Source organism: Acinetobacter sp. SFB (assembly GCF_001647545.1).
In the GTDB taxonomy this organism is placed as follows: domain Bacteria; phylum Pseudomonadota; class Gammaproteobacteria; order Pseudomonadales; family Moraxellaceae; genus Acinetobacter.
On the sequence record NZ_LSZH01000016.1, the window covers coordinates 79,129 to 91,872 of the forward strand.

11 protein-coding genes and 1 pseudogene are annotated in these 12,744 nt (G+C 38.3%); 5 read left to right on the top strand and 7 right to left on the bottom strand.

Translation table 11 applies throughout. The features are described from left to right. Positions 1-216 precede the first annotated feature (216 nt). Positions 217-708: a cupin domain-containing protein gene (locus AY606_RS13675; protein WP_067869799.1), complete on the bottom strand. Its 492-nt coding sequence runs from the start codon at positions 706-708 to the stop codon at positions 217-219. A 171-nt stretch (positions 709-879) separates the two neighbouring features. On the opposite strand from AY606_RS13675, the gene AY606_RS13680 reads away from it, so the two are divergent. Both AY606_RS13680 and AY606_RS16805 read left to right on the top strand, forming a co-directional pair. Continuing rightward, a complete protein-coding gene (locus tag AY606_RS13680) occupies positions 880-1,236 on the top strand; it encodes a YidH family protein (protein ID WP_067869802.1) in 357 nt (118 codons plus the stop codon). 8 nt (positions 1,237-1,244) lie between these two features. Then, on the top strand, positions 1,245-1,553 hold the full coding sequence (locus AY606_RS16805) for a DUF202 domain-containing protein (RefSeq protein WP_067870072.1): 309 nt from the start codon (positions 1,245-1,247) through the stop codon (positions 1,551-1,553). A 41-nt stretch (positions 1,554-1,594) separates the two neighbouring features. Here the strand turns inward: AY606_RS16805 and AY606_RS13690 are convergent, their stop codons facing one another. Then, complete coding sequence (locus AY606_RS13690) at positions 1,595-2,437, bottom strand: alpha/beta hydrolase (RefSeq protein WP_249409260.1); 843 nt, start codon at positions 2,435-2,437, stop codon at positions 1,595-1,597. 379 nt (positions 2,438-2,816) lie between these two features. Between AY606_RS13690 and AY606_RS16920 the strand changes: the two are divergent. Together AY606_RS16920 and AY606_RS13695 are read left to right on the top strand one after the other, a co-directional pair. Next, a pseudogene (locus AY606_RS16920) lies at positions 2,817-3,128 on the top strand (epoxyqueuosine reductase QueH); the annotation flags it as partial. 331 nt (positions 3,129-3,459) lie between these two features. Further along, entirely contained in the window at positions 3,460-4,758 is a 1,299-nt protein-coding gene (locus tag AY606_RS13695; RefSeq protein ID WP_067869805.1) for a dicarboxylate/amino acid:cation symporter, read from the top strand. Positions 4,759-5,035: 277 nt separating this feature from the next. Here the strand turns inward: AY606_RS13695 and AY606_RS13700 are convergent, their stop codons facing one another. Beyond that, a complete protein-coding gene (locus tag AY606_RS13700; RefSeq protein WP_067869808.1) occupies positions 5,036-5,932 on the bottom strand; it encodes a LysR substrate-binding domain-containing protein in 897 nt (298 codons plus the stop codon). A 134-nt stretch (positions 5,933-6,066) separates the two neighbouring features. On the opposite strand from AY606_RS13700, the gene AY606_RS13705 reads away from it, so the two are divergent. Continuing rightward, entirely contained in the window at positions 6,067-7,482 is a 1,416-nt protein-coding gene (locus AY606_RS13705) for an aspartate ammonia-lyase (RefSeq protein WP_067869811.1), read from the top strand. 579 nt (positions 7,483-8,061) lie between these two features. On the opposite strand, the gene AY606_RS13710 is transcribed toward AY606_RS13705, so the two are convergent. The 4 genes from AY606_RS13710 to AY606_RS13725 form a co-directional block, all read right to left on the bottom strand. After that, positions 8,062-8,769 (bottom strand): ABC transporter ATP-binding protein, encoded by a 708-nt coding sequence (locus tag AY606_RS13710; protein WP_067869814.1) that lies wholly within the window; start codon positions 8,767-8,769, stop codon positions 8,062-8,064. Further along, positions 8,762-9,985, bottom strand: coding sequence for an ABC transporter permease (locus tag AY606_RS13715; RefSeq protein ID WP_081408415.1), 1,224 nt, complete (start codon positions 9,983-9,985; stop codon positions 8,762-8,764). Before AY606_RS13715 ends, AY606_RS13710 begins: the two co-directional genes overlap by 8 nt. Then, the gene (locus AY606_RS13720) at positions 9,982-11,205 is read right to left on the bottom strand and encodes an efflux RND transporter periplasmic adaptor subunit (RefSeq protein WP_067869817.1); all 1,224 of its coding nucleotides are present in this window, start codon (positions 11,203-11,205) and stop codon (positions 9,982-9,984) included. Before AY606_RS13720 ends, AY606_RS13715 begins: the two co-directional genes overlap by 4 nt. Positions 11,206-12,180: 975 nt before the next feature. Beyond that, entirely contained in the window at positions 12,181-12,675 is a 495-nt protein-coding gene (locus tag AY606_RS13725) for a flavin reductase (RefSeq protein WP_067869820.1), read from the bottom strand. Positions 12,676-12,744 lie beyond the last annotated feature (69 nt).

Below are 12,744 nucleotides of genomic sequence, written 5' to 3' on the forward strand. Positions count from 1 at the left end.
GTTATTAATATAATTGAGTAGATTCACTGGCCAATATGCAATTTTTAAAAATTCACTATGCGTAATTTAAATTATTTTTTTTAATAAAATAAAAGTCTTTTAGAATAAGGTCATCTTGTTAAAAGATAAAATTAAGCCCCGAATATTCCTTCTAAAAAAACAAAAAAGCTTTCAAAATTTTGAAAGCTTTTTATATAACTATACTATTTTCAGCGCTTAAAACTCACAATTCGGAAGCCGTGCTGGATCAATAAAGCGAATATTACGAGCCGCCGATACCTGAACCACTTTTTCTGGATCGGTTAAATTATGCAATTCCGAGAATAGACTGGCTAAATCATTACCTGGACTTACCCAAAAAATACCTTTGGCAGGCCCTGCTGAAGTGACTTTATAACCATGTGTAGTGCCACGTGGCCAGTAAAGGTAATCACCCGCTTTTGCGGTTGTCCATTCACCATCGAGATAAAGTGAATACTCTCCCTCAAGAATATAAGCATGTTCATCCTGTACGGGGTGCATATGAGGCGGAACAAAGGTACCCGCAGGGTCATTCGAAATCCAGGCAAAACTTGACTGTTGATCTCCGCCTATAATCGGTTCATATACATGACCCAATATATTCCATTCAATATTTTTAAGTTCTTTACTTAAACGTGATTCACTGAACACTAAAGACGATAAATTTTTCTGATTTAGCATTTCCATTGTGGTTCTCCCTTTTTTATCATTCAAACAATTTTTCGGCATTTTCACTATGCATTTTTTCATGACAAGGTATGCAAAAAAATGTATGAAACAGATACACAAAAATAAAAAATGCATATTCCTGATTATTAATCTCTATATATTTAAAATTTTAATTGATCAAAAAAATTTATGAAAAATCTATTTAAAATTCTAAAATTAACAGACGGTGAGGATCCGGATCCTCGTTTTACGCTCGCCAATGAAAGAACGTTTTTGGCATGGAATAGAACAGCACTTGCAATATTAGTGGGTGCGGTTGCATTTATTACCCTTAATAATGGAATGATTGAAAAAGTCATCGCAGATCAGATTTTTATCGCTTTGATTTTACTTTCAATTATTCTTAGCATAAGTGCGATTTTTCGTTGGTTCAGAATTGAATATGCACTTAGAACAAAACAGTCACTTCCCTATCCCTTTATGGCTCCATTCTTATCAATTTTTAGCTTGATTTTGATCATATTTATTTTTATTCATATGAAATAACAATGAAAATGCAAGATAATGGACTTCAACCCGAAAGAACTTTTTTATCCTTAGAAAGAAGTTTATTTTCTTATATCATAATCAATTTTACTTTCTTTAAAATTTTGATGAGTAAACCCTCTAGCCTATTTTATATTGCTGTTTTTATTGCCTTGGTCATTAATTTTTATTATTTGACTATTTTGATCAATTTTAAAAAAATAACCACACTTAGTAGCAAGTGTAAAAATTCATTGCTTCACCGTTTTATATTATTGTCTTCTAGTGTTTTCACTATTATTTTAGCCATCTTATCTGTCTATATTATTCTTTTATAAAAAAACCATTTTGAAAAATGGTTTTTGTATACTATCTAAAATCATACAGTTGTAGAACCATACAAACGTTCAATCGATTCTACGATTTCTCCATCTTTAAGGAAGTGAAACAGCAAGCTAAAATGATCGCTATTCTTAAGAATCGTAAAATTTGCAGAATTTCCGTTAAGTTCCCATTGATTTTTCATTGCTTGTGATTGTTGAATAAAAGCAGGCGTTTCATTATTGCCAACAAAAAATTCGGCAGGCACCAAGTCTTTAGCTACTCTTAATATCGGGGAATTATTTCTTGCCTGAATGTGATTTAATTTAATATTGATGTTTAAACTGGTAGATATTAGAGGCTCTAAATCATATATTCCACTAATAGGAATAATCCCCTTAATATTTAACTGATCTTGAACTCTCTCTTTGGCATTTAATACCAGCTCTGTTGTTAAGTGAGCACCGGCAGAATGACCACAAATATACATAGGCAAGTTGTTAGAAGAAGCATTTAAGTAGGTTTTAACCGTTAACAGTCCATAACTTAATGAGGTTGTTATTTTTTCAATACTGACTTCTGGACAAAGAGGATAATTCATAATGGCGATATGATATCCCAGTTCAGCGAGCTGATCGGCAATGAAATAAAATTGATTCTTATCTCTTGATTGCCAATATCCCGCATGTAAATAAACCAAAATTGCTTTTGCTTTACCTACTGCATAACAGACATCAAAGCATTCGCGTGCATGAAAGCCGTAATGGCAATCTTTTTTCCATTCTTTACTGATCAGTACGAGCCGATTTAATTCCTCAATTCTAGCCATTACTTCATTATAGTTGTTATTTTTCTGTCCTGTGACGTAGTCATTTTCAAATTTACTTGCATCCATAGCCATTACTCTCTCGTTTTCCTAAGCTGCTATTGAATATATTTATTTGGACTTTAAATATTCAAAAATTTATTTATTTTTATGCAATTCTCACTCTCTTTAAGTTTAGCAAATGTCGTGGCCTAATAAAGTTGCACACATCACGCTCATACAATTTGAATAGCCACAAAAATTATAGACACACAACTATCTTTTGAAGGCACTTCTTATCCGCTAATAGAGAACGTTGCTCATTAGAGCCCTATCTGTTTTTAGAATTCTTATTTGGAACATTTATAGCAAATATGACTGCTCTCTGCTGAACCTTAGAAAATATCAGCCTATCAGCAGTTTGTGTTTTGTTATAAAGGATAAAGTATAGCGTTTAGAGTTAAAGCTTATTGTTATGTCAAACAAACTCGAAGGTCAAAAACTTATTCTCTCACAAGGTCATGACAAACTGCTGCCTGCTGTGCGCCGTATTTAGGCGAAGTCATACACACCCTGATTGAGTCATGTGTCGACGTTTCAATTTTCATTTAGAATGCAAATATTTATCCTGTTAAAGCATCTTTAATTCGCAAGGAAAAAAACTCGCTTTGCCAAAAGCATCATAGCGCTTTTATCAATTGCGACTCCGATACAGACAACGGATTTGAAAGTGCCTAAGACAGGGGAAATAGAGCTAAAAAGGGTTGCTTGTACTCTGTGTTTTGACTCGGTAAGCGTTTAATTATGACTCCGAATGAAACTCCTTAAATATTCAAAATTAAAAGAAAAAACTCGAACACTGCTTCTGGTTCAAAAATAATATTCGTCTTTATAAATTAAAATTAAATAATAATTCCATGCATTTTTTGCATAGCATAATTAAATTTTGCATTATCGTTTTGGCCGAAAAAAAGTGACACTTGCTGCAGTTAATTGCTTAATCAATGATTTTGCATACAGCTTGTTAAAACAAAACCTATATAAATTGATCAACATGGAATGTCATCAATGCCTTGCTATGAAAGCAATCAACTTGATGCAAAGAAGGAACTATTTTCATGAACCAGAAAAAATTGCTCAAATATATCCTGCTTGCAATGATCTCAGGAATACTCGTGGGTTGGGCCTTTCATAATATTTTAACGACTGCTCAAGTAACGGAAATAGCAGCCTACTTCAAAATCGTTACCGATGTATTCTTAAGATTAATTAAAATGATTATTGCACCGCTAGTCTTTGCAACGATTGTTTCTGGTTTAATCTCAATGGGAAAATCATCTTCTTTGGGATCAATTACACTAAAAGCGATGAGTTGGTTTATTGGTGCATCGTTTATCTCACTTTTGCTTGGAATGGGCTTAGCAAATTTGTTTCAGCCCGGATCGGGTATGAACCTCAGCATCCCGAAAGAGGTGGTAGATGTCGGGGTGAGTGCTACAAGTCTAAGCTTAGAAACATTTATTACGCATATTTTCCCGCGCAGTTTTGCAGAAGCGATGGCGAATAATGAAATATTACAAATTTTAGTTTTTTCAATTTTCTTTGGCTCAGCCCTGGCGTATGTTCAGCACCATAATGAAGCTACAGTGATTGGCCGAATTATTGACGAACTTTGTAAAGTCATGTTCCGTATCACCGATTATGTGATGGCTTTTGCCCCTATTGCAGTTTTTGCCGCAATTGCCTCCGCCATTACTGTTCAAGGACCGAAGTTAATTCTTGATTACAGTATTTTTATTGGACAGTTCTATGTTGGATTGCTGATCCTATGGACAATTTTAATTGCTTTCGGTTATATCTTTTTGAAAAAAGATGTTTTCAGATTAATGCGAATGGTACGTGAACCGACCATGTTGGCGTTTGCAACCGCCAGTAGTGAGTCGGCTTACCCAAAAACCATGGAAGCTTTAGCTAAGTTTGGTGTGCCCAAACGTATTACCAGTTTTGTGCTTCCATTGGGTTATTCATTTAATCTGGATGGCTCGATGATGTATATGGCGTTTGCCGTATTGTTTATCGCACAAGCCTATAATATTGATTTAAGTTTTGCCCAACAGGCTTTGATATTACTGACATTGATGATCACCAGTAAAGGGATTGCTGGTGTTTCTCGTGCATCTATTGTGGTGATTGCTTCAACGCTTGCTATGTTCAAACTTCCTGAAGCGGGTATTTTATTAATTTTGGCAGTTGATCAATTTTTAGATATGGGACGTACTGCCACCAATGTTATTGGGAACAGTATCGCTACAGCGGTGATTGCCCGTACTGAAGGAAATAAGCATGATCTTCCTGAACAAGAAGAGGTTGTTGTAGATACGCTTATGCCTGTAAATCGATTGGCCGATAATAGTTAAGATACTTCAATAAAGCATCTATAAAATTTTAGCAAATAATATTAAAAGGTGATTTTAAAAACAATGAGCATAGATTTATTGTGCTAGAGGTTTTTAAGATCACCTGATATTATTAAGGATAGGTGATTTGGACACCCAGTTTGATATATTTAAAAGCAAATATTTATAACTCTAAAAAAGATCTAAAATCATTTAGGTTAGTTAAATTAAGTATCAGAAAAAATTCCTTAATAGAGAGCGAAATCATCTAGATGACTGCAATCATCAAGCAAATAATTTAAATTTCCTTAGACTGGCTTGTTAAAGTATTCCAAATATAATCAATTTTATTTGAGAATGCCATTTCACGCCTAATAATATATACATCTTGAAATAAATTATATTTATTACAATCAATTATTTTTAATTTATTCTCAGCAAGCTCCTTTTCAACCAATAATTTAGGTAACCAGGCGATACCTAAACCTTGTAAAACCAATTCTTTTAAATCACTTGCATTATCTGTTTCGTATAAAGTTCGATAATCTAATTTATTTTCAATCGCTTCATCAACACAGTTTCTTAAGTAGGCTTGTTTACTATAAGCCAACAAGGGAAAGGTCTGCTCAAATGAATATTGGGCAGTAGCATTCTCATTTAATGCAGTTATAGGCAGTATTTCCATTTCAAAAATTTTATGGAATACGAAAAAAGATAGATCAAGTTGATGTAAAGTTTTTTGATCACAATAACTAATTAAAAAATCACACGAACCGTCTTTAAGTAAGCGCATTCCTTGTTTGAGATTAGCAGCAATAATTTCTAATTTTAAATCTTCCATGTTGATGGATAATTCATGAATAAAGCGAGGGAAAAACTGTGTAATTAGGGAGTGAGACACTGCAAACTTGACCGTTAATTCATTGTTTTTCACATTTCTCTCTAGATATTTAAGGGTGGTATCTAGTTGATTTTTTATGTTTTTTGAAGATGCCAATAAGACTTGTCCGGCTTCTGTAAAATCAATATTTTTACTATATCGTTTTAAAATTTGGAAACCCAACGCGTTTTCAATATTTTGAATCCTACGTGTAAATGCAGATTGAGTGACATGTCGTATTTCTGCCGCTTGGGAGATCGATTGTTCTTGCTCAAGTGCAAGTAAATCTTCAATCCATCGAATTTCCAAGGTCATAATCAATCCTGAATACCTACTTTTATAAATTATAATCTATTATGCAAAAAATGCATGCAGTAATATTTTTTTACATTAGCAAAAAAATACGCTGCACTCTAATATGGATTTATTGGAAATTAGAGTCTATTTAAATGAACATTAAAATCAATACACGCACTGAAAAAGATTTATTGGGCTATAAAGAAATTCCTGCTCATTGTTATTATGGTATCCAAACTTTAAGAGCAGTGGAAAATTTTAATTTAAGTCAAAACAAATTAAGTCAGTTTCCTGTTTTTATTAATGCACTTGCAAGGGTTAAATCAGCATGTGCACATGCTAACTTTAAACTTAATAAGCTGGACGAAAATAAAAATAATGCAATTCAATATGCTTGCCAACAAATTTTTGATTATAAATATCATGATCAATTTCCGATAGATATGATTCAGGGCGGCGCAGGTACTTCAACCAATATGAATATTAATGAAGTTCTTGCTAATATTGGTCTAGAGTATTTGGAATACTTAAAAGGTGACTATCAATATTTACATCCAAATAATGATGTTAATATGTCCCAGTCTACAAATGATGTTTACCCTACCGCTATTAAAATCGGTTTAATTGCTGCAATAGATCAATTAAACACCCCATTTTTAAACTTAATTCAAAGTTTTAAACATAAGTCCGATGAGTTTTCTCATATTCTAAAAATGGGTCGTACTCAGTTGCAAGATGCTGTGCCGATGACTTTAGGCCAAGAATTTGGCGCTTTTGCTACCACGTTACAAAATGATCTGAACAAACTTAATCAAATCATGCCGGATGCCTTAAGTATCGTGAATTTGGGCGGGACTGCAATTGGAACAGGTATAAATACCGAAGCCAAGTACCGTGAGTATGCGATTGCCGCATTATCGGAAATTACCCAACGAGAAATTAGTAGCGCACCTGATTTAATTGAAGCCACTTCAGATATGGGCGATTTCGTTTTATTATCCAGCTTATTAAAACGTACAGCCACCAAACTATCAAAAATTGCCAATGACTTGCGTTTACTCTCTAGTGGCCCGCGCACAGGTATAAATGAAATTTATTTAGAACCACGTCAACCTGGTAGTTCAATTATGCCAGGTAAGGTTAATCCAGTTATTCCAGAAGCCATGAATTTAGTATGTTATCAAGTCATTGCTAATGATTTAGCCATTACTTTGGCTGCAGAAGCAGGCCAGTTACAGTTAAACGCTATGGAGCCTTTGATTGCTTTCAAACTGTTCGAATCGATTGATTTGCTGGGCAAAGCTATGCAAATGTTGCAACATAAATGTATTGAAAATATACGTGCAAATGCTGAACATTGTCAGGCAAATGTTGAAAATTCAATTGGCATTATTACCGCACTGAATCCGTATTTAGGGTATGAAACAACAACACGTATTGCGAAACAAGCCAATGAATCGGGTCACAGCGTTTTGGCTTTAATTAAAGCCGAAAATCTCCTGTCAGATCAAGTTTTGACTGATGTGCTAGCGATCAACAATATGGTACAGCCTAAACAATGCGCTTAATCATCGGTGCGTATTATTCGTATTAATGGTTATCTCAGCTAAAAGGCATCTATGATTAGGTTCCTTTTAGCCTGAAAGCATGAGGCAGGAGGAGAAGATCAACAGCATGATCCACATGATAAAAATCAGAGCTTTGTTTTCTAGTACTTTTTGATCGACTCGCGGTCACTGAGACAAGAACATCCTTATTTTGGAGCTGCCTCAAATACTTCTGCACTCATCCTATCGAGATGCGAATGCTGCCTGATTCGATTGCAGGAAATTTCAATATCCTCATCCTTGCCAAATGTGGCCGTAGATTAGGTCAGTTTAGATAATTCCCTAGTGTGCCTAGAAGATTAGAGAGAGGTCACGTGTCCTTAACTTCTCAAAATAAATAATGTATCCCCTTTCTTTGATAAATCAAAAAGTTGTTTATTTTTTAATGGATGAAAAAGTGCTAAGCAAGTTTGCTAATCTTCATGTATGCCTTCAATCTTCTCACTTTGATTAAATCCAAGCTCGTTAACAACAATTTACCTGTCTGATAAAATATTTACTCTTGCTCTTATTAGCTGGCATTTAATATAAATGCTCTGCTTAGCCATTTGCTGAATCACTTTCGATCCGACCGTCAACCAGATTGATAGTACGATCACACGTGGCTGAAAGCCGTGGATCATGCGTCACCAGCAGCACTGCGCAATCACGTTCACGATGTACTTTACGAAACAGTTCAAACATTTCAGCAGCGGTCTGGGTATCCAGATTACCTGTAGGTTCATCGGCCAAGAGTAGGGCCGGTTCAGTGATCAGCGCCCGGGCAATTGCGACCCGCTGTTGCTGACCCCCTGAAAGCTCATTCGGTTTCCGGTCAGCGAACTTTTCCAAACCAACGGCAGCGAGCAAATCACGCGCTCGTTGTAACGCTTGTTTATTCGGTTTACCCTGCGTCATCATTAGCGGCATCAAGATATTGTCCAATGCCGTAAATGCTTGAATCAGATGATGAAACTGAAATACAAACCCAATACTGTTGCCGCGCAGTGCAGTACGTCCGCTGTCCTCCATCGCACTGGTCGGTTGTCCCAGTAGATAAAGTTCACCGCTGCTAGGTTTATCCAGCAGCCCCAAAATATTTAATAAGGTACTTTTGCCAGATCCGGAAGGACCAATCAGTGCAGCAAAGTCCTTGCGACCAATACATAAATCAATGCCATGCAGAACCTCAACTTCATTGGGCTGGCCGATATTATAAGATTTACGCAACCCTTCTAGGCGCAGCACTTCCTGCAACTGATCAGACATGACGAATCGCCTCCACCGGATCGAGCGCTGCTGCCCGGCGCGATGGCACCGCTGCAGCCAGAACGCCAGTCACTGTGGCCAATAACAATGCCAGCATCACCAGCTCGATCGAAATCGGAATATAGAATAATCCCGGGCCAAAGTTATTAAATACCCAGACCAGACCATAACTGACCACACTGCCCAGCACCGAACCGAGCAAGCCAAATATTGCCCCCTGGAACAGGAAAATTCTTAAAATTTGTGATCGAGTTGCACCTGTAGCACGTAAAATACCAATTTCCCGGGTGCGTTGTACCACACTGACCGACATGACACTGGCAATGCCAAAGGCGACTGAAATGGCGACAAAGACAATAATCATATTGGTCGACAGGCTTTGGGCTGTAATCGCATTCATGAGTTGCGCATTGGTTTCGATCCAGCTTTCTGCTTTTAATGAGGTCAAACGTCCTATCTGTGCCGCAATTTGATCTGCCTCAAAAATATCTTCGATGGTCAGGTCAATGACCGTCACCCCGCCTGGCAAACCCAGTAAGGACTGTGCCTGTTTTAAGTCCAGATAGACATAGCGTGCATCCAGTTCCCGTACCCCCAGTTCAAAGATTCCGGCAACATTCACCAATGCACTATTTTGCTGACCGGTATCCAGGCGCAACTTGCTACCCACCTGTACACCCAGATCTTTGGCTAACTGGCTGCCAATCAATACATCGTCGGCGCCCACTCGTAGCTGACCACTCAGCAGATATTTTTTCAGCGGAATGATCTGTTGATAACGCTCTAGATTGATACCGACCAATGCGACCGATTCCACTGCATCGCCCCGCTGGACAAATGCCGGTCCAGACACGACGGGAGATACCGCCGTCAGTACAGGCAACTGATCCAAGGTTTCGGTAATTTGCTGCCAGTTATTGATCGAACGCAGCCGCTGTGCCCGCTTGTCTTCCTGCACCAATTGCACAGTCCCCGCAGGAGGCGGTACAATCTGGTTCACCTCATCCGGTGACAGCAAACGGATATGGGCTTGGGTGCCCAGAGTACGTTCGACAATATTCGACTGCAACCCATGAATCAAAGCACTAATAAAAACAATCACAGCCACGCCCACTGCAACACCCACAGTAATCATAATGGACTGTGCACGGCCCTCGCGCAAAAAACTGACCGCGATTTTCCATTCGGTCCAAATCCGTCCGAGAAAGTTTTTCAATCGAATTTCACCGGTAATTCATTTTTGTTGTCGGTATGCTCAGCAGGGTTCACCAATAAGGTGTTTTGTGGCTTTAAACGGACTCTTGCTCCATCTTTTAATGAAGATTCTGCATCAGCCAGTACCTGATCACCCGCACTTAAACCGGACACCACTTCTGACATGGCAAGACCACGTAAGCCTAAACGAACCTGCTGACGCTGTATTTTTCCATCATTTACCCTTAATACCACTGCCTTATTTCCCTTAATAGCGCTTAAAGCATCATTGGGAACGGTGAGTGCTCGCGCTCGTCTATCGGTCTCGACATTAACCGATACCGTCATATCTTGACGTAAAAAATCAGGCACGGGATTCACAGTTAATCTGACCTCGACTGTGCCACGTTGAGGATCAATGCTCGGTGCAATAAAATTGATACGGGCCGGAAAAGATTGATCTGGATAAGCATCGGTAATGACCGTTGCATTTTGCTGCAAGGCCAGTTGGGGTAAATTGCGCTCATCCAGCGGCACCCGGATTTCTGTATTACCCTTCAATGCAATCGTAAATAAGGTTTTCCCAGGTTGGACTAAATCACCCGGCTCCACATCACGTGTGAGTACAGTGCCTGTCACCGCAGCCCGAATTTTTGTCTTGGCCAATTGAGCCTGCGCCACTGCAAGTTGCTGACGAAGTGAAGCTTCTTCGACTTGCCCCGGTGCCAGTGATGCCACTTTTAAGCGTGCCGTTTCATAATTGTTGCGCGCGACTCTTTCTGCTTCTAGCGCCTGCTCTATTTCTTCAGCCGACAGGATGCCTGCTGCTGCATTGCGTCTACGTACTGCTTCACGACTTGCCTGTTCCAGTTGTGCTTTAGCACTGGCCAACTCTGCCACTGCCTGTGGCCGTGTGCTGGTTGCCAATTCGGTTAGTTTAAGCTCAGCCTGCCGCACCTGGGCAAGCAGCTCATCCGATTTCAGAACCACCAACAGGTCACCCAGTGAAACCTGGTCTCCTTCCTGTACCAGCCGTTGAAGAACCACACCGCTAATTTCACTGCCGACCTGAGCACGCGAAACCGTGGCCACTCGCCCGGTCGCGACGACATTTTGCACCAAAGGCATGGAGCGTACGGTATAACTTGGCAATACTGGCCCCTGCCACCAGCGAAATAGCGCAAAACCTACTGCAAGTACAAGCAATATGATGATCAAATATTTATAGCGGCTAGCACGCAAGGAGCATCTCCAGTTCGAATTAAAAGCTTAGGGCCTTAAATGGCAAAGTATTGTTAGCCCATCAATTTGTATCTTTTCATTTTAGTTAATTATCAAACTCTATTGAAAGGTCGCATAAACCTAAGCAGTTAAACTGCGGCGGAAGAAACCCGATATAGATTGATGATAATCTGAATTCTAGTCCGAATATGCCCCTCTAAAGATAAACGAAAAGAGTATCTTATACATCTCTATTCGTGCTTTTTTCTGAAAGATGGTTACATCTTAAACTTATTTCATAACTCGATTTTACTGCATCATCTATTATAAATCCGGTCATGAAGTTGAATCTAAGCTTCCATCTTTTCCTTCATTTTTGATCATATGCTGCAAATATTTTGAAATTTTTTCAGCTTTCCGAATATATACTCATTCCCTGTGCTTATTTCCTGATCTCTCAATTATGAAATTTTAATTCAGAATCCAACTCGCAGTATTTTTTTAATTTAATCAGAATACAGGACTATAATAAAATGCCTCTGTACCCTTATAATCTTTAGCTGTAAGGACAAAAAATCCTGTAGAAATCAATTTTAAATTTCTTTTAGCTCACTTGAACCGATGTACCGCAGCACCACTTTTACATCAACTTAGAATTCTTCTGGATATCGTGTACTGCTGTTCATAAACACCTCGTTAATTAGTCATTTTATCTAACTTAAAGTGTCTAAAAAATCGGTGGCTGTTCACCCCCTCTATCCCCTACCTGAAAAAATTTGTTTAGTCATTCATAGAAATACTTGCTTCTGACCTACGCGCTTTTTTGAACCTGCCAACATCGTAGAAGCAACCCTGAACACAAAAAACCATTAATCCTTTATAAATTTGTTGCAGAAAGCAGCCCAGCAGCGAATCCGGCTAATGCAGCAACAAATAAAAACTGATCAATTCCACAGAATACTTACTTTATGGTTTGATGATCGTTAGACAATTGACTTAAGCGATTTCGATTTGACCCACCTGATGGTAAGAACGATTGAAATAAACCAAACTTTCATCCTGCTGACTTTGTTTAATCGCAACCACGCGACACATAAATACGCTATGTGTGCCAACTTCTTGAATCTGTTCAATCTCACAATCGAAGCTGACTAAAGCATCTTCTAAAACAGGTGAACCTGTTTCAAGAGTATTCCAAGAACCGAGTTTAAAACGATCTTCAGAACTGAATTTACTTGAAGCAAATGCATTTGAAACCTGTTCATGTTGAGCACCCAACACATTCACACTTAAAATTTTATTTTCAACGAAGTGTGCATGCGAACGGGAAGTTTGATTCATACAGACCAATAATGTCGGTGGTGTATCGGTGACACTACATACTGCAGATGCTGTAAAACCATGGATACCTGCTACACCTTCTGTGGTAATTACATTGACTGCAGTCGTTAATAATGACATTGCATTTCTAAAGTCTGTTGCTTCAATCATCTCTTTCATCTCAAATATATAAACGTGCTTATGCTTAAGGCAGAATTCATGAACAGCCATTTACCCTGC

Bases quoted from the DNA above. Each gene is read 5' to 3' on its own strand.
- AY606_RS16805 (WP_067870072.1), top strand. From the start codon at position 1,245: ATGCAAGATAATGGACTTCAACCCGAAAGAACTTTTTTATCCTTAGAA.
- AY606_RS13705 (WP_067869811.1), top strand. From the start codon at position 6,067: ATGAACATTAAAATCAATACACGCACTGAAAAAGATTTATTGGGCTAT.
- AY606_RS13695 (WP_067869805.1), top strand. From the start codon at position 3,460: ATGAACCAGAAAAAATTGCTCAAATATATCCTGCTTGCAATGATCTCA.
- AY606_RS13725 (WP_067869820.1), bottom strand. From the start codon at position 12,675: ATGATTGAAGCAACAGACTTTAGAAATGCAATGTCATTATTAACGACT.
- AY606_RS13710 (WP_067869814.1), bottom strand. From the start codon at position 8,769: ATGTCTGATCAGTTGCAGGAAGTGCTGCGCCTAGAAGGGTTGCGTAAA.
- AY606_RS13700 (WP_067869808.1), bottom strand. From the start codon at position 5,932: ATGACCTTGGAAATTCGATGGATTGAAGATTTACTTGCACTTGAGCAA.
- AY606_RS13675 (WP_067869799.1), bottom strand. From the start codon at position 708: ATGGAAATGCTAAATCAGAAAAATTTATCGTCTTTAGTGTTCAGTGAA.
- AY606_RS13680 (WP_067869802.1), top strand. From the start codon at position 880: ATGAAAAATCTATTTAAAATTCTAAAATTAACAGACGGTGAGGATCCG.
- AY606_RS13690 (WP_249409260.1), bottom strand. From the start codon at position 2,437: ATGGCTATGGATGCAAGTAAATTTGAAAATGACTACGTCACAGGACAG.